Source organism: uncultured Mailhella sp., assembly GCF_944324615.1.
In the GTDB taxonomy this organism is placed as follows: Bacteria; Desulfobacterota; Desulfovibrionia; order Desulfovibrionales; family Desulfovibrionaceae; genus Mailhella.
This window is the reverse complement of the sequence record NZ_CALUWY010000005.1, coordinates 15994-34404: the sequence shown is the minus strand read 5'-3', so window position 1 is coordinate 34404 and position 18411 is coordinate 15994. Positions and strand designations below refer to the sequence as shown.

General features: G+C 59.6%; 26 protein-coding genes. 3 read left to right on the top strand and 23 right to left on the bottom strand.

Features of this window, described 5'->3' with window-relative positions; all coding sequences use genetic code 11:
• From Q0K07_RS02310 to Q0K07_RS02200, 23 genes are all read right to left on the bottom strand, one after another.
• On the bottom strand, window positions 1–336 hold the full coding sequence (locus Q0K07_RS02310; RefSeq protein ID WP_294555854.1) for an STAS domain-containing protein: 336 nt from the start codon (window positions 334–336) through the stop codon (window positions 1–3).
• Window positions 337–351: 15 nt separating this feature from the next.
• Window positions 352–1002, bottom strand: a complete 651-nt coding sequence (gene sctR / locus Q0K07_RS02305; protein ID WP_294555852.1) for a type III secretion system export apparatus subunit SctR — start codon at window positions 1000–1002, stop codon at window positions 352–354.
• Window positions 1003–1018: 16 nt separating this feature from the next.
• Window positions 1019–2071: a type III secretion system cytoplasmic ring protein SctQ gene (sctQ, locus tag Q0K07_RS02300; protein ID WP_294555849.1), complete on the bottom strand. Its 1053-nt coding sequence runs from the start codon at window positions 2069–2071 to the stop codon at window positions 1019–1021.
• Between the two features lie 15 nt (window positions 2072–2086).
• Window positions 2087–2734, bottom strand: a complete 648-nt coding sequence (locus Q0K07_RS02295; RefSeq protein ID WP_294555847.1) for a type III secretion protein — start codon at window positions 2732–2734, stop codon at window positions 2087–2089.
• A 19-nt stretch (window positions 2735–2753) separates the two neighbouring features.
• Complete coding sequence (locus Q0K07_RS02290) at window positions 2754–3254, bottom strand: YscO family type III secretion system apparatus protein (protein WP_294555845.1); 501 nt, start codon at window positions 3252–3254, stop codon at window positions 2754–2756.
• 2 nt (window positions 3255–3256) lie between these two features.
• Window positions 3257–4573: a type III secretion system ATPase SctN gene (gene sctN, locus Q0K07_RS02285; RefSeq protein ID WP_294555843.1), complete on the bottom strand. Its 1317-nt coding sequence runs from the start codon at window positions 4571–4573 to the stop codon at window positions 3257–3259.
• A gap of 12 nt (window positions 4574–4585) precedes the next feature.
• Window positions 4586–5206: an HrpE/YscL family type III secretion apparatus protein gene (locus Q0K07_RS02280; RefSeq protein ID WP_294555841.1), complete on the bottom strand. Its 621-nt coding sequence runs from the start codon at window positions 5204–5206 to the stop codon at window positions 4586–4588.
• Window positions 5185–5844, bottom strand: a complete 660-nt coding sequence (locus tag Q0K07_RS02275) for a hypothetical protein (protein WP_294555838.1) — start codon at window positions 5842–5844, stop codon at window positions 5185–5187. Before Q0K07_RS02275 ends, Q0K07_RS02280 begins: the two co-directional genes overlap by 22 nt.
• 12 nt (window positions 5845–5856) lie before the next feature.
• Window positions 5857–6621 (bottom strand): type III secretion system inner membrane ring lipoprotein SctJ, encoded by a 765-nt coding sequence (gene sctJ, locus Q0K07_RS02270; RefSeq protein WP_294555836.1) that lies wholly within the window; start codon window positions 6619–6621, stop codon window positions 5857–5859.
• Window positions 6622–6636: 15 nt separating this feature from the next.
• A complete protein-coding gene (locus tag Q0K07_RS02265) occupies window positions 6637–7083 on the bottom strand; it encodes a hypothetical protein (RefSeq protein WP_294555833.1) in 447 nt (148 codons plus the stop codon).
• A 93-nt stretch (window positions 7084–7176) separates the two neighbouring features.
• On the bottom strand, window positions 7177–7548 hold the full coding sequence (locus Q0K07_RS02260) for a tetratricopeptide repeat protein (protein ID WP_294555831.1): 372 nt from the start codon (window positions 7546–7548) through the stop codon (window positions 7177–7179).
• Window positions 7549–7787: 239 nt separating this feature from the next.
• Complete coding sequence (locus tag Q0K07_RS02255; RefSeq protein ID WP_294555829.1) at window positions 7788–8033, bottom strand: EscF/YscF/HrpA family type III secretion system needle major subunit; 246 nt, start codon at window positions 8031–8033, stop codon at window positions 7788–7790.
• A gap of 14 nt (window positions 8034–8047) precedes the next feature.
• The gene (locus Q0K07_RS02250; protein WP_294555826.1) at window positions 8048–8254 is read right to left on the bottom strand and encodes a hypothetical protein; all 207 of its coding nucleotides are present in this window, start codon (window positions 8252–8254) and stop codon (window positions 8048–8050) included.
• Window positions 8247–9758 (bottom strand): type III secretion system inner membrane ring subunit SctD, encoded by a 1512-nt coding sequence (gene sctD / locus Q0K07_RS02245; protein ID WP_294555824.1) that lies wholly within the window; start codon window positions 9756–9758, stop codon window positions 8247–8249. Before sctD ends, Q0K07_RS02250 begins: the two co-directional genes overlap by 8 nt.
• Window positions 9759–11561, bottom strand: coding sequence for a type III secretion system outer membrane ring subunit SctC (gene sctC, locus Q0K07_RS02240; RefSeq protein WP_294555822.1), 1803 nt, complete (start codon window positions 11559–11561; stop codon window positions 9759–9761).
• Window positions 11562–11581: 20 nt separating this feature from the next.
• Window positions 11582–12028, bottom strand: a complete 447-nt coding sequence (locus tag Q0K07_RS02235; RefSeq protein ID WP_294555820.1) for a hypothetical protein — start codon at window positions 12026–12028, stop codon at window positions 11582–11584.
• Window positions 12029–12147: 119 nt separating this feature from the next.
• Window positions 12148–13020: a type III secretion system translocon subunit SctB gene (gene sctB / locus Q0K07_RS02230; protein WP_294555818.1), complete on the bottom strand. Its 873-nt coding sequence runs from the start codon at window positions 13018–13020 to the stop codon at window positions 12148–12150.
• A gap of 107 nt (window positions 13021–13127) precedes the next feature.
• The gene (locus tag Q0K07_RS02225) at window positions 13128–14141 is read right to left on the bottom strand and encodes a type III secretion system protein (RefSeq protein WP_294555816.1); all 1014 of its coding nucleotides are present in this window, start codon (window positions 14139–14141) and stop codon (window positions 13128–13130) included.
• 3 nt (window positions 14142–14144) lie between these two features.
• Entirely contained in the window at window positions 14145–14627 is a 483-nt protein-coding gene (locus Q0K07_RS02220) for a SycD/LcrH family type III secretion system chaperone (RefSeq protein ID WP_294555813.1), read from the bottom strand.
• 71 nt (window positions 14628–14698) lie between these two features.
• Window positions 14699–15232 carry a hypothetical protein gene (locus Q0K07_RS02215; protein WP_294555810.1) on the bottom strand — a complete coding sequence of 178 codons (534 nt, stop codon included), beginning with the start codon at window positions 15230–15232 and terminating at the stop codon, window positions 14699–14701.
• Window positions 15233–15327: 95 nt separating this feature from the next.
• Window positions 15328–15855 (bottom strand): hypothetical protein, encoded by a 528-nt coding sequence (locus Q0K07_RS02210; RefSeq protein ID WP_077072495.1) that lies wholly within the window; start codon window positions 15853–15855, stop codon window positions 15328–15330.
• Window positions 15856–15906: 51 nt separating this feature from the next.
• Window positions 15907–16200 carry a hypothetical protein gene (locus Q0K07_RS02205; protein WP_294555806.1) on the bottom strand — a complete coding sequence of 98 codons (294 nt, stop codon included), beginning with the start codon at window positions 16198–16200 and terminating at the stop codon, window positions 15907–15909.
• A gap of 11 nt (window positions 16201–16211) precedes the next feature.
• Window positions 16212–16382, bottom strand: a complete 171-nt coding sequence (locus Q0K07_RS02200; RefSeq protein WP_294555803.1) for a hypothetical protein — start codon at window positions 16380–16382, stop codon at window positions 16212–16214.
• A gap of 132 nt (window positions 16383–16514) precedes the next feature.
• Between Q0K07_RS02200 and sctW the strand changes: the two genes are divergently transcribed.
• From sctW to Q0K07_RS02185, 3 genes are read left to right on the top strand one after another with little or no spacing between them, the layout of a single operon-like run.
• The gene (sctW, locus tag Q0K07_RS02195) at window positions 16515–17633 is read left to right on the top strand and encodes a type III secretion system gatekeeper subunit SctW (RefSeq protein WP_294555800.1); all 1119 of its coding nucleotides are present in this window, start codon (window positions 16515–16517) and stop codon (window positions 17631–17633) included.
• Window positions 17634–17637: 4 nt separating this feature from the next.
• Complete coding sequence (locus Q0K07_RS02190; RefSeq protein ID WP_294555797.1) at window positions 17638–18003, top strand: type III secretion chaperone SycN; 366 nt, start codon at window positions 17638–17640, stop codon at window positions 18001–18003.
• A 42-nt stretch (window positions 18004–18045) separates the two neighbouring features.
• The gene (locus Q0K07_RS02185) at window positions 18046–18411 is read left to right on the top strand and encodes a type III secretion protein (protein ID WP_294555794.1); all 366 of its coding nucleotides are present in this window, start codon (window positions 18046–18048) and stop codon (window positions 18409–18411) included.

The following is an 18411-nucleotide window of genomic DNA, read 5'->3' as shown; positions in this document are numbered from 1 at the left end:
TCAGCGCATTCCCGCAAGGGCCTCGTTGAGGCTGGGGTAGACCTTGAGGATGGAGGTGAAGCCGGAAAGCTTGAACATGTCCGCGACCATGGCCTGCATGGAGCAGAAGGCCAGCACGGTCCCCGCGCTTTTGCAGGCCTTGCCCATGGTGAGAATGCCGCGCAGTCCGGCGGAGCTTATGTATTCCAGCCCTTCAAGGTCGACGATGATGCGCCCGGCGCCTGCGGCAAGCAGTTTCTGGCATTCCTCGTTGAACTGGGCGACCGTGGTGGCGTCCATGCGGCCCGAAATTTTGGAGACGGTCACACCGTCCTGAACAAAGGTATCAATCTGCACGGGAATCCTCCGTAATTACTGATAGCTGAGCATAAGACCCTGACTGATTTTCAGCCAGCCGTCCAGCGTGACGAACAGCAGCAGCTTGAAAGGCAGGGAAATGGTGGTGGGGGAAACCATCATCATGCCCATGGCGAGCAGGATGTTGGAAATGATGAGGTCGATGGCGATGAAGGCAAGGTACAGCACGAAGCCTATCTGAAAGGCCTTGGTGAGCTCGGAAATGGTGAACGCGGGGATCATGATGAGCAGGTTGTCCTTGCTGATCATGTTGTGGCGTTCCTTGGGCCAGATGCGCTTGGCCGTGCCCATGAACATGTTGGTGACTTTTTCGTCGGAATTGGCGGTAAGAAAGCGCCTGAGCGGCGGAGAGGCCTGTTCGGCCACGTTGAACACGTCCGCAAAGCCGGGATTCTGCGGAACGGTGATGTTCTTGACGATGTCCGCCGTATCCATGGCCACGGGGGCCATGATGAACACGCTGAGAATGATGGCGAGTCCGTTCATGACCATGGCGGGAGGAACCTGCTGCACGCCGAGGGCGTTGCGCACCAGGGAAGTGACCACCACGATCTTGACGTAGGAGGTCACCATCATAAGGAAAAAGGGGGCCAGTCCGAGTATGGACAGGCCCGCCATGAGATACAGCGGATTGATGTCGCCCATGGAAAGGCTCCGGGGCTTACAGCGTTTCGGCGATCTGTACGCCGAGAACGCCGTTCATATCCACAAGACGCCCCCGGGCTATGGCCTTGCCGTTGGCGCGTATGGTGACGGGGGACTGCGCATCGCAGTTGAGCGAGAAGGTATAGCCCGGTGTGAGCGCTTCAAGTTCACCCACGGTGATGAGCCTGCGGTCAAGTTCAAAGCTCAGGCGGATGTCGATATCGTTTTGCAGGGAGCTGTCCATGGAAGGTTCCGCTTCTTCGGATAGGGGTGAGGTGAGGGTGACGTTGCCGTCTGCCGCGGCACAGGTGGCGGAAAAGGCGCGTCCTGCACCGCAGGGAATGCGCAGCGTCAGCGTTTCCGGGGCCGTCCAGACCTCGGGCAGCAGTACGTCTTCCACGCCGAGCCCCGCGATCTCTTCGGGCTTCAGAAGAAGATAGCCCGATTCCAGAACGACTTCAAGGGGAACAGCTTTCAGCGTTTCGCTCAGAGGGCCGCTCTGTCTCTGGGGCAGAGTGCGCAGTGTCTGGACGAGCGAGGTGGTATCTTCCGCCTTTCTGGGGGAAAGGCGCAGAAAGAGCGTCTGTTCCGGCAGGCCGTTGCTCGGGGAGAGCGTGGCCTGAAAGCCCAGGGAAAAGGCTGTTTTTTCCGCTCCTTCCGAAGAAAAACGCACACGGGTCACCACAACGGGCTTTGCCAGTACGTCGCGCAGGCTGGAGAGGGCTCCCTCCAGCAGCGATTCCAGAAGAGCGCGGCGCACTTCCTCGGGCAGGGTGCGCTCGTCGATGTCGGCAGGGCCTTCTTCGCCTGTGTCCGAAAACACCGGATGGCGCAGAAGCAGGGAACTGTCGTTCAGCTCCGCCTGCCAGAAGGTGCCGTCCATTTCCACATCAAGGATGCAGGCCGGAGAAAATTCAGGCGCCTCGGGCAGGGGACGGAGGCTGAGTCCGCCCGCGCCGAACACCGTATTCCACGGGCAGGGCCGCAGACTGAGCGTATTCTGGACAAAGGCCTTTTCCGGGGAGAGAAGAGGGGCTTTGTAGGTGGGGTAATAGGTGTATTCCGCCATGATGCTGACCCGTGTTTAGAAATGGTTCTCGTCTTCCGCCATGTAGCCGCGCGACCTGCGGTTTGCGTCGTTGTCTTCCCTGTCGGTCTGATGGCTTACCTCCACGCGGACTTCGGCCTTTTCCATCCGTTCCAGTTCGGACTTGAGGGAGGTCTGCGCGGCAACAAGCGTCTGAAACGACGAGGGGTCGGAACATTTGACCGCCACGGAAAGGCTGCCGTCCACACTGCGCTGAAGCACGATTTCCGTGCCCTGCAGGTTGTTGCCTCCCAGGGAGAGCCGCACTTCATGGCCGCCCTTTTCCGGGGAGGAGACAAGAATGCGGTCCACCAGCTTTTCCAGATCCTGAGGATCCATTGCGGCTTCTGCGGGGGCGGCCGTCTGCTCCATGCGGCCGGAAAAGAGACTGTCCAGCGGGCTGGTCATGCCGCCCATGGCGGAGGCGGCATTCTGGGAGCCTTCGCCCGTGCTTTCCTTCAGCTGTTCCCACTTGTCTTTTTTGGTGCCGCCGCTTTCCAGATCGTGGTGTTCGGGCTTTTCTTCCATGGCTTTCCGGAACAGGGAGGAGAGCTTGTCGTCGGGGGCGGAGGAGAGGCCCTCCGTATGGCCGTATTCTTTTCCCTCGGAGGAAAAGGACTGGAAAATCTTGATATCGGTACTCATGGCTTCTCCTTCGGAAGGTTCAGGCGTCTTCGCCTTCTGCTTCGGCTCCTTTTCTGGAAATGGGGCGGAATTCCTCCAGTTCCAGATCTTCCTTGTGTTCGGCTTCCTTTTTTGCTTCTTCCTGCCAGATATCCTTGTGCGCCTGTATCTTGGAAGTGTTCTTGCGGGCCGTCTTCACGGCCTCCTGAGCATGGAGGAGTTCCTCTTTTCTGCGCTCCACTTCCTTTCCGGCCAGCACCACGGCCTGTTCCTTGTCGTTTTCCTGTGCAACGAGCAGGGCAAGGCCGTTTTTAAAGGCATCCAGCTTTTCCATGCGCATGGGCACGCCCATGATGGCGGCGTAGCGGCGGTCTTCCTCCTCCACGCGCCAGATGCGGAAGGCCTCCAGTTCCTTCTTTTTCTTCTCCATCTCCGCCTCGGCTTCGCGCAGGGCGTTTTCCGCGCCCCGTACCCTGCGTTTTGCTCCCTCCTCCCGGTAGTGACGGACGGAGAGCAGCGCTTCCAGAGGGTAACGCTCCATGGTCAGCGGACGGCTTCAAACAGACCTTCCAGGGTCTGCTCGAAGGTGCTTTTCTCGTCAAGGCCCTGCTTGAGAAAGGCGTTGACCTTGTCGATGTGGGCAAGGGCGTCGTCCGCCTCCTTGTCCGCGCCTTTTTTATATTCGCCTATCTGCACCAGAAGTTCCACTTCCGCAAACTTGGCGAGAATCTGGCGCAGTCTCTGCGCGGCCTTTTTGTGCTCCTTGCTCACAATGGCGTTCATCACGCGGCTCACGCTGGCCTGTACGTCTATGGCCGGATAATGGTTGCGCGCGGCGAGCTTGCGGGACAGCACGATATGCCCGTCCAGAATGGAGCGCGTTTCGTCGGCGATGGGTTCGGTCATGTCGTCGCCTTCCACAAGCACCGTGTACAGCGCGGTAATGGACCCCTTGTCGGAGTTTCCGGCTCGTTCCATGAGCTTGGGCAGTTCGGAAAACACCGAGGGGGGAAAACCTCTTCTGGTGGGCGGTTCGCCGGCGGCAAGGCCGATTTCGCGCTGGGCGCGGCCGAAACGGGTGACGGAATCCATCATGAGCAGAACGCTTTTGCCCTGATCCCGGAAATATTCGGCAATGGCCGTGGAGGTGTAGGCGGCCTTCAGGCGTTCCATGGAGGAACGGTCGGAGGTGGAAACCACGAGCACCGCCTTTTTCCGGCCTTCCGGCCCGAGGTCGTGCTCGATGAATTCTCTTACTTCTCTGCCGCGTTCACCGATGAGGGCAAGCACGCACACCTCCGCGGTGCAGCCCTTGATGATGCTGGAAAGCAGGGTGGATTTGCCGCCGCCTGCGGCGGCGAATATGCCCATGCGCTGCCCCTCGCCGCAGGTGAGCATGCCGTCCAGAGAACGCAGACCGAGAGAAAGGGGCCTGCTGATGATTTTTCTGGTCATGGGGTTGGGCGCTTCGGCGAATACGGGGTAGTGATGGCGGGTCTTGAGGGCAGGGCCGCCGTCCATGGGCTGGCCCAGACCGTCCAGCACACGGCCGAGCAGCTCTTCCCCCACGGGCACGGAAAGGATTTCCCCCGTGGGAATGACTTCCGTGGCCGGAGAAACTCCCTGACAGCTTCCCAGAGGGGAGAGCAGCGCCACGTTGCGCACGAAGCCCACCACCTCCGCCTTGAGCTGGAAGTTTTCCCACGGATTGCGGAGTATGCACAGTTCTCCTACCTTGACCCCGGGAACCACGGCGCGGATGATGGTGCCCACCACCTGTTCCACGCGGCCGCGCACCTCCACGGGTGTGGTGGTCTGCACCGCTTCTTCAAGGAGAGATCCGATATATTCAAAAGCCATGGTTCATTCCCGTCACTGCTGGCCGATTTTACTGTGAAAAGCGTGTTCCAGCGCCTTCAGCTGCGTTTCAAGGCCTGCGTCCACCACGCCGAGCTCGCTTTCCAGAATGCAGGAATCGCGGGGAAGCCGGGCATCCGCCACGATGGTGAGAAAGGAACTTTCGGCGCTTCCCGCCGTCATGGCGGAAAGGGCCGAGGCCACGGCCTGCTCGTCGGCCGGGGAGACGCGCACCGTCACCTTCTGCTGACCGCGCACCGTGTTCAGAGCATTGCGTACGATGCTCACGATGCGTTCCTTGTCGTCCATTTCCCCGATGATTTTGCGGATGGCCTGATTCACCACGCTGACCAGCGTGTTTTCAATGCCTTCGATGAACTCCACGGAAGAGAGGATAGTTTCCATCATTTTTTCCGCGTGTTCCAGCTTGCCCTGTTCAAGGCCCTCGCGGTACCCCTCTTCGAGCTTCTGCTCATAGGCTTCGTTCGCGGCCTTTTCCATGGCGGCGGCTTTTTCCTTTGCGGCGGCCAGCAGCTTGTCCGCTTCCAGAAGAAGGCCGTACTCTTCCGCCTTCAGCACCTTCGTGCCGGCGGCGGGGGTTACGAAATCCGTATTCAGTCGAAACAGGGTGCCCATTGCGGAGCCACCTCCCGAAGCAGAAGTTTTTTCATGGTGAACCACAGGGCCATACGCTGTTCCCGCGTAAGCTCCGGCCGGAAGGCGGGTTCTTCCGCAACCGGAAAGCGCGGAGCGGCAAGGCTGCGGAGCGGTTCCGGCCAGTCGGCCCGCACCAGATCAAGGGAAGCGGCGGCCAGCGCATGGATGCGCCACGGCAGAGGCCCCAGGGAAGGGGGCGGAAGCAGCAGGGCGCGCAGGCTCCCTATCTGGTAACGGCCGCGCTTCAGGGCATAGTGGAAAACATCGGCGCCTATCTCCTGCCGGAGGCTGTGCACCTGCGAGGCCAGAATCACGCGGGAAAGCTCTTCGGCATGGGCCGCCGCGCTGAGGAAAAGGCCGAGTCTTCCGAGCGTGTGGGCATCCATGAGGGCAAGGCGCTGAGACTCTTCGGAAAAGTTCCAGTATCCTTCATCCTGCTTCCTGCGGACGGGCCAGGCGCGGCGGAAGGAAGGGGTCTTCCACAGCAGGGCCGCCTTGTTGCCGAAGGGGGCCAGAGCCTCGGGCACGGCACAGGACGAGCCCCGGTTGAACTCCAGCATGGCCCGGAACAGCATGGGCCTGAGCGCGATGGTTTCGGCAAGAAAACGATGATCCATGGTGATGCCGGCTTACTGTTCCTTGTTCTTGTTTCTGCGCACATACAGTACTGCCGCCGCGGCGAAACCGGCGCAGGCCAGAAGAAGCAGCGCGCCGAGTCCGGCGAAGAGGTAGATTCTTTCCTTGTCCTGCGTTTCATCCTTCTGCGGCATGGGCACGCTCACCTGTTCCCTTACCGGCACGAGCATGACGGAAACCTTGTCCTGCATGAGACCGGGAACGGCGTTGGAGGCCAGTTCGCGGATATGGGAAATGAGGCGCGTGGCCTGGGATTCCGGCGTATGGCGCAGGAACACGGCGGCACTCGGCGGGGTGACGTTGCCGGTGCCGAGATCGGTCTGACCGAGCACCACATGCACTCTTGCGGTGAGCACGCCGTCGATGCGGGAGAAGGTGTCGGCCAGTTCCTGGGAAAGCGCGTAGGCGAGGCGCGCCTGTTCCTCCGTGGTGGAGGAAATCATGCCCTGGGCGGCGAACACTTCGCCGAGGCTCTTGAAGTCTTCACGCGGGAGACTGTTCTCGCGCAGGATTTCCAGCGCCTGAACGATCTGTTTTTCTTCCACGGCAATGCTGAAATCGCTTTTCGCCGCGATTTTTTCTGCCGATATGCCATGGCGGAGCAGCACGGAGAGCATGGTGTTGGCCTGCGTTTCGCTGAGGCCCTGGTAGATTTCGGCCTTGCAGGCTCCGAGCAGCAGGGCGGCCAGAACAAGAACAAGGCAAAGCGCGCGACGAAGTGCGGAGGCGGGGAAGAGGGCGGAAGGGAAGGACTGCATGACGGCGTTTCCTTGTCAGGACTGGTTGCGGAGCAGAGAATCAAGCCCCTGCGTTGTCTGCTGTTTGACGTTTGAGCCGGTTTCGGCCTGAAAGCGGAGCATTCCCACCTGAAACTGCAGGCGGTACAGCTCGGAAGGACTCAGAAGCGTTTCCTCCGTGCCGGAGGGTGGGGCGGCTTCGTTGCCCGATACCCTTTCCATGCCTGCGGCGCGGACCTGATCCCCCTCCTGTCCGACGGAGGACACTGCTTCCGTACCCGGGGACATCTGCCTTGCAAAGTCGGCCTGTCCGGCCTGCATGTCGGTCTGTCCCTGCTCCATGAGGGACTCGAACATGCGGGCGAGTTCCCCGGGCACGGGAGATGGGCCGGAACTGACCAGGCCTTCCCCCTGGGAAAGTCCCATGCGTTCCAGAGCGTCCAGCAGACGGCTCGATGTGGAAGCAGCAGAACCTATGTCCATATCATTCCTTTTCCGGTGTGTTGAAGTTCACACAGAAAGGCGTTTTCCGCGGAAGCAGTCCCGCCGTATCCGGGCGGGAGGGAAAGGGATGTGTTATGCCTGATCCATCTGTTCCAGAAGAGACCGGGCAAGGGCGGCGGAGTTGTTTTCCTCTCCGGCAAGATCCTGAAGGACTTCCCGTGCTTCCTCTTTCTTGTCCGCAAGGCAGAGAGAGAGGCCCAGCATGGCCCGGCCTTCGGCATCGTCGGGATGATCGGCAAGAACCTGATTGCGGAGTATCTGTTCCGCCTGTTCGTATTCGCCGATGACGATGTGGCTGAGGGCCTGGCCGATGAGCGCGGGGACATGGCCGGGACGCACGGCGAGAATGCCTTCATAAATGGTGCGGGCGTCCGTAACCATGCCTTTGTGGCAGCCGGCATTGGCGATGTCGAGCAGGCGGACTATCTGGGAATCGGTAAGCATGAATGCTCCTGCGTAGGGTGGTGGAAAAAGGAGGGAAGATACGCCGTTTCTGCGGGGCGTGAGCCGGATCGTGGCGCGCAGGGCTTTGTTCCGGAAAGGAAACAGGGAGAGCGCCCGGCGCTCTGCCGTTTTTTCCGCGGAAGGAAGGAGGCGGGAAGATATTCCCTGCCCGGCATGCCTTCCTCAGAAAAGACTGCGCGCGGGAGGCGGAGCCGGAACGTGCGGCCGGCTCTGCCGGCTCAGCTGGAACGCTGGGCCAGGCTCTTCATCATGTCGGTCATGCTCTTGGTCACGGTGGAAAGCGCTTCCATGAGCGTGTTGTACTGGCCGACTTGGAACTGCAGGGTGATCATCTGCTCATTGCTCAGTTCTCCGCCCTGAGAGAGCTCTTCCATCCTGGCGTTCAGTTCCGTACCCTTGGTGCTGACACCCTGAAGGGTGTTTTCAAACATCTGATTGATATTGAAACCGCTGACAGAGTCCATAATACGCTCCTTTATCAGGCAAAAAGTCTGCTGAGGATGGAAGATGCAGCCTGTACGGCCTCACGGGCGGCACGGGCCGTCTTCATATCGTCGGGAGTGAGCCCCTGATCCATGGTGCGGCGCAGTTCCGCGTCCATGGAGGCAACTTCATCCCGCACGGCGGTCTGCGCTCCGTAGGGGGCGTTTTCCATAATGTCGAGAACAGAGACAAACTCAGTCATGAGAACCTCTCAGAGGGTAGAGGGTGGTGGTATTGTTGCGGGTCAGCGTCAGTTCATCCACAGACACCTTCTCCAGCACATAGCCTCCCGGCAGTTCGCCGCCCTCGAACACACGCTCGCCGTTTTTGAGGGTGATGAATTTCATGGGGCCCATGGAAACAGCGGATACCTGGAAGGATGAGGAGCCGGTGTCGTTCTGCTGTGCTGCAGCGGAAGCCTTTTCCTTGTTTTCCTGCCGGGTGTAGATGTTGTCGGTCTTGGTCTGACCGGGGATTTCGGCGCTGTTGATGATGTCGAAGGGGGCGGGTACGCCGAGCTTTGTCTGAACGGCGGCGACCACTTCTTTCAGCGACGCCTTCGTCTGCGGGGTGAAGGCTCCGCGCAGCAGGATTCTCCCGGGCTGATATTCTGTTTTTACCGCACTGAGACCCGCTCCGGCAAGGGCCGGAACCAGCAGGACCTGCACGTCTTCCTCGTGCCGGATATCCTGAAAGAGCGCAAGCTTCGGCCTGCCTCCCTGAGCACCGGCCTGCAGATCGGGCACATTGCGGATGGCTTCCGTGAGCGCCTGCTCCTCCAGAACGCCGCTTTTGATGTAGCCTTTCACCAGAAGCCCCGGATGAGTGGACGGCGGCAGCTCCGTTACCTCCGGGAACAGTCCCAGGGCATTGAAGGAAGCCCTCACCGCATCGGCGGCGTCCGACTTCACCGTCACATCCAGATACACGGGGAAATGCAAAAGTTGTGCCAGACGGAGGAGACGTCCGCGCTCTCTGTCGGAGGCGATGCGCCCGGTGACGGTCACGCTGTCTTTCCCGCCCGTTACCGTGAGCTTCTGATAGCCCGCCTCATCCAGCAGGGCGCGCATGGTCTGCTCAGGGGTGCGTTCCTGCGTGCCGTCCTGCCAGGTGAAGCATAAAAGTCCCGCCAGACCGAGGGCCGCAATCGTTCCGGCCGCCTTGAAGATTCTTCTGGACCGCGGAGATTTTTTTCCCGCCTCTGCCGCGTCGCCTTCCGTCATGTCGGGAAGCGGAGCGTCACCGGCTACTTCGTTGGCATGTTCCGGGGCTTCAGCCTCTTCTTCCGGCAACATGGCTGCCATGGGAGCGGCGGCCTTTTCCTCTTCGTTCACCGGCTCCGCGCTTTTTTTGGCGCGGGTCAGCTGCTCCTCCACTTCCTGCCATGCGGCTTCGTCTGCGGAGGCCGTTTCCGTCCAGGCAAAGATGACCTGTCCGAGCATGAAGGGGTAGCGGGCGGGGAGTCTTTCCTCGCCGGGCACGGCGTCGCCGGAAAGGATGACGGCTCCGTCCAGAGGTTCCGCCGTGACCTGGGCACTTCCTTCAGGGAAGAGCACATGCAGCGCCGCGTGACGGGCCGAGAGCGAGGAATCGCTGAGAATGAGGTCGCAGGAATCATCGGCGCCGATGACATAGACCCCTTCCGTCAGTTCGATTTCCGCACCGGTATGGAGGCCGGAAAAGATTCTGAGCGTCACACCGTCCATCTACAGCGTCCTTTCCGCACCGGAAGCGGTGGCGGCGTCGGGCGTGCGGGAGCAGCCCGCGCCTTTGTTCCGCACGGGAATGCGCGGCTCATAGTCGGCCTGTGTGGCGGTACGGTGGAAGGAAGGATCGTTCACCTGACTCGGCACGTTGTTGCCCGTAAGCTCCACGATGCGCGGCGTGATGAGGATGAGTCTCTCCATGCGCTTGCTCTGCTTTGCTTTGGTCTTGAACAGGTTGCCGAGAACGGGAATGTCCTTGAGCAGGGGAACGCCGCTTTCATCCTGTCCTTTCTGTTCATAATAGTATCCGCCGATGAGCAGGCTCTGCCCGGCGCTCACGATGGCCTGGGTGTTGATCTTCGTCTGCTTGATGGGCGGAACGCCTCCCGAAGTGCTGACGCTCGAACTGTTGTCCTGATCGTCCTGCACGCTTACCGCAAGCTTGATGGAGGTTTCCCCGTGTTCGCGTATGATGTGGGGGGTCACGCGCAGTACCGTACCGGCTTCCACCTTGTACAGATCCACGGCCTGATAGCCCTGTACCTCCACATAATAGGTGGTGGTGTTTTCCAGCGTGGCCTGGATGTTGTCCACCGTGAGCACCGAAGGACGACCCAGCACACGGGCCTCGTTGTTTTCTTCAAGCGCCTGGATGCGGGCAAGGAAGAAATCGCTTCCGTGGGTATAGATGGTGGAAAGCGTCATGCCGGCGTTGTCCATTAATCCGGGGGAGGGCATGCCCGTACCGTCGGTGGCGGAACCGGTGATGGTGCCGCCGCCGCTCCAGCCGTCGCTGTTGGTGCCCGCGCCCTGGAAGGCGACGCCCAGTTCGCGCTTGAAATCGGTGTCGATATCCACGATGGCGGCGTGTATTTCCACAAGCTCCACGGGCTTGTCCAGATCCTTGATGACCTGTGCGTAATAGGGCATGCGGTAGGCTGCGTCGCTGACGAGCACGGCATTGACGCGCGGATCGGCCATGATGCTGATGCTGCCCGTGGAAACGGGCGTGGGGGAAGCCTGCGTCTGCGAAGAGGTGCTTTCCTCCCTGCCGAGGGCGGAAAGCCCCTTGCCGCCCAGCTTTTCCACCGTGGCCTTTTCCTGCGTGACGCGGGTACCCGATACGGGCGTTCCCATGACCATGGCGCGCAGAATGGTGGCTATGCCGGGCACGGTGACGGTCTTGTCCATGCTGCTGACCGTGATGTCTTCGGCCCAGGCATGTTTAAGAGGAAAAACCCGCATGACGATCTGTTCCGTCTGCGAGGCTTCAAAGGCGGCTACGGCGCTTTGTATCTGTGCAAGATATTCCGGGGGCCCGGCCACGGAAATGACGTCGCCCGCATTGTCCAGCGAGGGGGGCAGCTGCGCAGAGAAGACGGAAGCCTTTCTGAGCGCATCATAAAGCTGTTTCGCCGTGCCCGTGCGCGGGGAAAGAAAGATGCGGCGGCTTTCACTGGAATGATAGAAGTAGAGGCTTTTACCCAGAATATACCAGTTCACGTCAAAAGCGCTCTGCATCCCGGAAAGAAAGGTGAGCGGTTCCACATCCTGGAAGCGGCCGCTGACCTTTCCCTTGACATGCGGAGAAATGGACGCGGCATAGCCCTCGGTCCGCGCGAAATTCATGAGGACGGTTCCGAGTTCCTGGCTGTCGGCATAATAGGAGAAGGGCTGGCGGAATGTTGCCGCCGAAGCGGCCCCCACCGTGAGCACAAACAGACAAAGGCAGGCCACAAGGGCCTGCCGGAGAAAAAGAAGAGCGCACGATGAGGCGTTGAAGGGGGAGAATATTTTCCGCATACACTGTCCTTGAAAAGCCATCAGCCGGGGAACCAGTTGCTGAAGGGGAAGCTGAACGGCGAGGCACTTTTTGCCCCGGATGCTCCCGCCCCGGAAATCTGCCGTTTCCACCAGGCGAGATCATTGAGAAAATCGCGGACTTCCGGCACGAGAAAGCTCGCGGATGCTTCGGAAAGGGGGAAGGAGCGATGAAGTTCCATGCCGTGTTCCCCCATACTGAACACGGAACGGCGCTTTTTCAGACAGCCTGCGGCAAGGGAGGCAAGGCGCCTGAGCTCATCATCATTGTCCGGGGTTTTGCCGAGGGAGGCAAGCAGTATGCCGGTTTTGTTTTCCGGGGAAAGCAACATGAAGTCCAGTCCGTCTTCCAGAGAAAAGCGGAAAACGCCTTCCGCGTCGGGGGTGGACTGTTTCCAGCCTGCTGCACGGGTGATGAGATCGGCTGTCTGCTGAAGAGGCGATGCCATGACAAGCTCCTGAATTTTTCCCACTCTAGTGACTTTTGCCCTGCACTGTCAAATATCCGCGCAGGCCAAGCCGTATTGTGTCATGCCGTTTTCCGGCGGGGGGAAGCCCCGCCGGAAGTTCAGCCCAGAATCTTCGTTCTGGTCTGGTTCATGTTCTGCTGTATGGCGTCCTGGCTGCTCAGAGCCTTCTGGATGAGCGCCTTCAGGGATTCATCCAGGCTTTCGAGCTGCTGCTGCTGGGCGCGGATGCGCTCCACGGCCGCTTCGGATTCCTTGAGCTCTGCATCGTACATGGTGGCCACGCACTGACCGATGCTGCCGAGTATGCCGCTTGAGCCGCTCATGATGGAATTGAAGGACTGCACACGGGCATTCATCATGATGTCGGAATGCTGCCTTGCAAGGGTGGAGGCGGCAGTGGCCTTGTCCAGCGTGGCGTTCATGGCCACTTCGCCCCGGATGGGCTTGGTGCCGAAGCCGGTGGATTCGTCGATGGACTTCTGGAACGCACTTTCGCTCACCTTTTCACCGGCAGCCATGCCCTTGGCCGTCATGCCTATGGAGGCCGCACCCTGGGCTATGCTCAGCGTGCCGGTGACCACGCCGGTGACAAGCTGAGTAATGGCCTTGTTGCGGATGGTGTCGGCCTGTTCCTGTATCTTGTCGACCATTTCTTCCGTCTGCAGGGCACGCATTTCGGCGTTCTGACGGCGTTCTTCCGACGAGAGTTCGGTGATCAGGGCAAGATAGTTGCTGCCGAAGGAGGGGACGGCACCGAGGCAGGTGGAGGGGTATGAGGTGGGCGGGGGAAGAATGTCTCGGATCTCATCCGCCACATTCTTGAAGTCCAGCTTACCGTCTTCCGAGAGCCTGAGAACGAGGTTTTTAAAATCCTCGTCCGTCTTTCCGGAGGCCTTGGTGTATTCGAGCTTCAGATCGTCGTACAGCGACTGATCGAACCCTTTGATGTCGGTTATGTTGTCGATGGACATATCGGTATCCTTCTCAGAAAAAGAGGTGTCTCGCCCGGCTTGTCTTCTGCATGCAGGGGAGCGGAACGCTCCTGCCCTGCGGCGGGAGTGCACGGCAGGGGGCGTGATCAGGCCATGGTGGGAGCAGCGCCCAGGATGGCGGCCTGCGTATCCACGCATTCGCCCACGATTTCCCGGACCTTGGACATGAGGTCGTTGGCGCGTTCCATTTCCGATTCCACAAGATCCTGATCCATCTTGATGGCTTCGCGCAGGCGTTCCAGAATGGCCTCAAGCTCCTTGCTGTCGGCCTGACTCCGGGAGATGTTGTAGTCGAACACCGAGCCTGCGATGGTGGCCGCGCCCGTACCTATGCTGGTCACACCGGAGGCGATGTTCGTCACCTTCGAGGCGATGGACGTGATTTGTGCGGCCTTCTGAGCGGTCTGGCTGGTGATGTTGGCGATGCTGCCGGCGCTGGAGGCAAAACCTGCGCCGAAGCTGATGCCGATGGAAACCACCATGATGGCCATGTTCACGGCAAAGCCGAACCACTGGGCGGCTTCGTCGCTCATGCCCATTTTCTTGCCGAGTTCCGTGAACCCCGCGGCGATGCTGTACTTGCCGTCCGAGGCGAGGGAGACCACACTGTCGATGGTCATGGCCATGCCCACGACGCCCGCGGCGATGAGCAGAGGATTGCCCGTCAAAGCACCGGCCACGATGCTGGCAGCAGAGGCGATGGCGCCTACGATGGCCCCGATGATCTGGAAGGCCTTGAGAAAGCCGTTGGCCACGGACTTCTTCTTCATTTCTTCGAGGCGGTCGGCGATTTCCTGCAATTCCTTTTCGTTGATTTCCGCCTGCTGTTCGCCCTTGAGTTCCAGACTGGCCACGCCGTCGCGGCAGGCCTGACGGCGCACGTCGTCACCGATGGCGTTCAGCAGCGTGTCGAGCGAGAGGGAACTGGAGGAAACGGGCAGATCCGGGAGGCCGAGTTCGGCAAGCAGTGCCTGAAGAACCTGTTCGTCGGCATCGGGTATGGTGGTGCCGCCGGACGGGGAAGAGGTTTTGTTCGTACTGCTGGTCGTGGTGGTGTAATTTGCACCCCCCACGTTGGAAACGGTATTGAAGTCAACCATGGTTTACTCGCTTGCGTTGAGCATGGTGAGGAGGGCACGAGCCTTGTTGTGGCAGTCGGCATGTGCCGGGTTCGATTCTTCCCCGAGGGTGAGCAGCCCCTTGAGCGCGCCTATGGCGTTTTCCCTGTCGCCGAGCTGGATGTAGCACTTGGCCGCGAAAAGGAAGGGCACGGGGTTGCGAAGAAGGTCAACGGTTCCGGCCATGGCATAGGCGTCGATGGCGCCCTTCAGGTCGTTCTGAGACTGCCGGCATCCGGCAAGGCCCATCCAGAAGCGCACTTCCTTGTGCCTGTACAGACACAGGGCCTGGAACACGGTGCCTGCGTCGACGAAGTTGCCGGAGGTATAGAGGTTGTAAGCGAGGGCGTACAGACTTTCGATCTGGTCGTCGGAAACATTGCACACGTCGCCGATGCTGGCGCCTTTGTTCAGTGCGGTGATGATGGCGGCGATTTCGTTGTCGTTGAGGGGGGTATTGTCTGCCATGATGGTCCCATCCTGAAGAAGTTTGTTTGTGGTGGAGAAAAGCCTCGCGGCAAGAAAAGAGTCTGCCGGTCTTACTGGCCGCGGGCGAGGTTGGTGAGTGTCTGGTTGGCGTTGGCGATCTGGGTGTTCGCGCCCTGAAGGTAGGAGTTGTACTGCCCGATGAAATCCTGCAGGTACACCATGAGGGTCTGCGTCTTGTTGCCGATGGTTTCCTGGTAGTTGGTCAGGCTCTTCAGGTTGTAGTCCCATTCATCGGAATTGTGGGCAAGATCGTTGCCCGTGGTGTCGTAGCTCAGGCCGCGGGCGTTGAAGAAGTCCGCCATTTCCTGAGGCATCATGGAGGCATTCTTATCCCACGAGCAGTCACCCGTGCCGTTCTTGGCGTTGTTCTGGAGCGTTCTGGCCTGCTCGATCATCTTGGCGCAGAGTTCCTGCTCTTCCTGGATGTCTTCGATCTGCTTCATGTAGTCTTCAGCCTGCGACTTGCAGATTTCGGACTGGGCGAGCTGGAGCTTGGCGAACATCATCTGCACGCTGCCGGTGGGGCCGAGGTCGATGGTGTCCAGAATTTCGGAGAGAGAGCTTTTTCCGGTAACCTGTGACATGGAGTGTCCTTGCTGATGGAGAGGTATGAGCAGGGAAAAGCCGGGACGAGAACCTGTTCCGGCTCCGCGCCGGAAACCGGAACAGGAAAAAGGGGTTATTGACCGCGGGCGAGGTTGGTGAGGGTCTGGTTGGCGTTGGCGATCTGGGTGTTCGCGCCCTGGAGGTAGGAGTTGTACTGACCGATGAAGTCCTGCAGGTACACCATGAGAGTCTGCGTCTTGTTGCCGATGGTTTCCTGATGGTTGGTCAGAGATTTGATATTAACATCCCATTCTTCCTTATAGTGGTAATGGTCGCCGCCTGCGGAATCTTCAGTCAGCCCGTATTTTTCAAAGTATGCTACCATTTCTGCAGGCATTTCCGTAGTTTTTTTGCCGGAGGAGGCATCTTGTGAACTGGCTTCATTCTGAAGCTTTCTGGCCATTTCAATCATCCTGGCGCATTCTTCCTGCTCTGCCTGAATCTGTTCGATCTGGTCCATATAGGCTTCCGCCTGATTCTTGCAGATTTCGGACTGGGCAAGCTGGAGCTTGGCGAACATCATCTGCACGCTGCCGGTGGGGCCGAGGTCGATGGTGTCCATGATTTCGGAAAGAGAGCTGCTGTTGGTGACCTGAGTCATGGTAATACTTCCTTGAAATTAAAAAGAGTTGCTAGCTTGGAAGGAGTTCAGTCAGATGCGCATGGCGCCGCGGCGGGAACGACCGCCCGTGGTGGAGGGGCCGGCGGCGAGTTTGGCCTGAGCGGCGCGGGCTTCGCCTTCGCGCTTCGCTCTTTCCGTGGCGTCGGCCATGGCCTTTTCCAGTTCGGGGGTGATTTCCCCCTTGTCCACGGTTACTTTTTCTTCTTCGGAGAGGCCGAGGGCTTTTTTCTGCTCCGCGAAAATGCTGTTCAGGCGGGAAAGCTCATCGGCGAGGCGGGTGATTTCCTGTTTCTGTTTGTTGAGGTCCTGTTCAGTGAAAGCCATAATGATCTCCTTCAAAATGGGATGGCAGACTTATTGCCGCCGGGCGGCTTTGCCATAAATGATGCAAGAAGCGTGCCAATTTGAAAAAAACTGTGTTGTTTCGCTGTATGGAGAACAAGTTGGAAATTTCCATCCCCAGCAGATGCCAAGTTTTTTGGCGTGAATGGGAAGTGTGTTGCCATACCTCGTTCTTTTCGTCATACTACCAGAGCTGCCGGAGCCTTGCAACGGCAAAAACTCAGTGTGTCGCAAGCTGTGGCCGTTATGGCATGATATTTGCATGGCACAGGGCAGTACAGGAAGGAGTGCATATCATGGCTATTGATTCCATATCCGGACCTTTTCATGCAGGAGGGACGGCACATCTGGCGGAAAGCCAGACCGTCAGCGGCAGTTTCATGGGAAATGAAGTGGTTCAGGTTCCCTCTCCCGAGTCCTTACTTGCCGATGCCGCCGAAGAACTTTCCTTTTCCGCCGACACCACGGACGAGTTCGAGCTGGAGGAACGCAGGGAACGCGACAAGATCAGAGAGTCGGAAGAAGACCGCCTGAAGTTCTATCAGGAGCTCATGCACGAGGCGGGCAAGACCGAAGAGCTCAATCGGATGCGCGACAGCCTGCGGAACCGGGCCGATTCCCGCCGTACACTGGACAAGGTGCGGGAATATTTCCCCGATCCTTCCGATGCCTGGGCCGCCCTGAAGCAGATACAGGAAGAGCTGCGCAAGGAAGGCGCGGACAAGGCGCTTCTGGACGACGTGGACGCGGCCGTGGCCGAGCTGGAACAGCGCGAGGGTGCTGCCATACGCGCGGGCGTGCAGGGTGCACTTGCCGCCGCGGGATTCACCGATCTCGGCGGAAGCGACGAAATGCGCGATTTCTACCGCCGGACGGTGTGCGAATTTTCCACGGTGAACGAGGTGTTTGCGCATGTACAGGAATCCTACGGCGGCGATTTCGAGCGGGCCATGGATTTTCTTTTCTCCGCACTGAGCGCCGACATCGCGGCAGATACGCCCAGCATGGGCGTGCGGCACCTGGAAAACGTGCATGAGAACCTCGGCAAGGTACGCCTCACCCAGAGCGCCTACCGGCTGTGTGAAAAGATGATGGACCGCTGGGCAAACGTGCACGGCGTGAAACCGCGTGAAGGTTCCCTGACGGCCATGAGTCTGCTGGGCGAGATCATGGATCTGCGCACGAAGCGTTTTCTCGGCTCTGCGCTGATAGAGGGCATCCTTGCCAAGTCGGGCGCGCCCGATATAGAAAGAGAGGTGCTCTTCCTGCAGGAGCTTCTGAGCACCACGCGGAATTTCCCCACCGCTCTTTTCGACGACGAGCAGGGCCGCATGAAGGTGCTGGATGCCGTGCAGGAAGCCGTGGACAATGCTGTGGAGCGTGAAGACGAATTTCTGGCCCAACAGGAAGGGTAAGGCTATGCTGGAGCATGAAATCGAGGCCTTCGGGCGCAGGCTTGGGCTGGAGTCACTGTCTTTTTCCCGGGAAGGTCTGGCCCGGCTGGACATTGCGAACATCGGCAGTTTCTACCTTGAAAGGGCGGAACAGAACGGCAGGCGGGAAATTCTGGCCTACCTTACCGCACCCATACCCGGGCATGACACGGCCGCGGTGCGCCGCCTGATGGCATTTTGCGATTACCGGCAGGCTTTTCCCATGCCCGTGTATGCCGGAGTCTACGCCGACAGAGGCGTGGTTCTCACCCGTCTGGAGGAAGACGGCGTGACGGCGGCTTCGCTGGAGAACGCCCTGCGCTTTCTGGCGGAACTCATGCACGGCAAATAGCGGGCCTTTCCCGCCGGAACTCTATTTTCAGGAGCATGAACGATGCCCTCGTCCATCAATCTTCTTGATCCGTCTCTGGGGATTCAGCATGTCATGGACATGCCGGATTCTCCGAACCTGCCGAGAGCCCGGGAACTGGCCTCCAACGCGCTCAGCGAGCCCGGCCTTGAGGAACTCTACGCTCCGGGCAATGCCTGGCAGATCGTGGAACAGTCGCTCTGTCCCGATGTGGGGGATGGTTCCATGCTGAACCCGGAAACCTTTTCCGGTACGCTGGAATCCTGCCTGCATGATCTGGAAGGCAGTCAGGACCCCGCCGTCCAGGCCATGCTTTCCGAGGAGCTTGTGCCGCTCATGCAGAACGGGCAGCTTCTTCAGGCCTATCTCGGGCTGATGATAGGGGGCTGA

Bases quoted from the DNA above. Each gene is read 5' to 3' on its own strand.
- sctR (WP_294555852.1), bottom strand. From the start codon at position 1,002: ATGGGCGACATCAATCCGCTGTATCTCATGGCGGGCCTGTCCATACTC.
- sctQ (WP_294555849.1), bottom strand. From the start codon at position 2,071: ATGGCGGAATACACCTATTACCCCACCTACAAAGCCCCTCTTCTCTCC.
- Q0K07_RS02295 (WP_294555847.1), bottom strand. From the start codon at position 2,734: ATGAGTACCGATATCAAGATTTTCCAGTCCTTTTCCTCCGAGGGAAAA.
- Q0K07_RS02290 (WP_294555845.1), bottom strand. From the start codon at position 3,254: ATGGAGCGTTACCCTCTGGAAGCGCTGCTCTCCGTCCGTCACTACCGG.
- sctN (WP_294555843.1), bottom strand. From the start codon at position 4,573: ATGGCTTTTGAATATATCGGATCTCTCCTTGAAGAAGCGGTGCAGACC.
- Q0K07_RS02280 (WP_294555841.1), bottom strand. From the start codon at position 5,206: ATGGGCACCCTGTTTCGACTGAATACGGATTTCGTAACCCCCGCCGCC.
- Q0K07_RS02275 (WP_294555838.1), bottom strand. From the start codon at position 5,844: ATGGATCATCGTTTTCTTGCCGAAACCATCGCGCTCAGGCCCATGCTG.
- sctJ (WP_294555836.1), bottom strand. From the start codon at position 6,621: ATGCAGTCCTTCCCTTCCGCCCTCTTCCCCGCCTCCGCACTTCGTCGC.
- Q0K07_RS02265 (WP_294555833.1), bottom strand. From the start codon at position 7,083: ATGGACATAGGTTCTGCTGCTTCCACATCGAGCCGTCTGCTGGACGCT.
- Q0K07_RS02260 (WP_294555831.1), bottom strand. From the start codon at position 7,548: ATGCTTACCGATTCCCAGATAGTCCGCCTGCTCGACATCGCCAATGCC.
- Q0K07_RS02255 (WP_294555829.1), bottom strand. From the start codon at position 8,033: ATGGACTCTGTCAGCGGTTTCAATATCAATCAGATGTTTGAAAACACC.
- Q0K07_RS02250 (WP_294555826.1), bottom strand. From the start codon at position 8,254: ATGACTGAGTTTGTCTCTGTTCTCGACATTATGGAAAACGCCCCCTAC.
- sctD (WP_294555824.1), bottom strand. From the start codon at position 9,758: ATGGACGGTGTGACGCTCAGAATCTTTTCCGGCCTCCATACCGGTGCG.
- sctC (WP_294555822.1), bottom strand. From the start codon at position 11,561: ATGCGGAAAATATTCTCCCCCTTCAACGCCTCATCGTGCGCTCTTCTT.
- Q0K07_RS02235 (WP_294555820.1), bottom strand. From the start codon at position 12,028: ATGGCATCGCCTCTTCAGCAGACAGCCGATCTCATCACCCGTGCAGCA.
- sctB (WP_294555818.1), bottom strand. From the start codon at position 13,020: ATGTCCATCGACAACATAACCGACATCAAAGGGTTCGATCAGTCGCTG.
- Q0K07_RS02225 (WP_294555816.1), bottom strand. From the start codon at position 14,141: ATGGTTGACTTCAATACCGTTTCCAACGTGGGGGGTGCAAATTACACC.
- Q0K07_RS02220 (WP_294555813.1), bottom strand. From the start codon at position 14,627: ATGGCAGACAATACCCCCCTCAACGACAACGAAATCGCCGCCATCATC.
- Q0K07_RS02215 (WP_294555810.1), bottom strand. From the start codon at position 15,232: ATGTCACAGGTTACCGGAAAAAGCTCTCTCTCCGAAATTCTGGACACC.
- Q0K07_RS02210 (WP_077072495.1), bottom strand. From the start codon at position 15,855: ATGACTCAGGTCACCAACAGCAGCTCTCTTTCCGAAATCATGGACACC.
- Q0K07_RS02205 (WP_294555806.1), bottom strand. From the start codon at position 16,200: ATGGCTTTCACTGAACAGGACCTCAACAAACAGAAACAGGAAATCACC.
- Q0K07_RS02200 (WP_294555803.1), bottom strand. From the start codon at position 16,382: ATGGCAACACACTTCCCATTCACGCCAAAAAACTTGGCATCTGCTGGG.
- sctW (WP_294555800.1), top strand. From the start codon at position 16,515: ATGGCTATTGATTCCATATCCGGACCTTTTCATGCAGGAGGGACGGCA.
- Q0K07_RS02190 (WP_294555797.1), top strand. From the start codon at position 17,638: ATGCTGGAGCATGAAATCGAGGCCTTCGGGCGCAGGCTTGGGCTGGAG.
- Q0K07_RS02185 (WP_294555794.1), top strand. From the start codon at position 18,046: ATGCCCTCGTCCATCAATCTTCTTGATCCGTCTCTGGGGATTCAGCAT.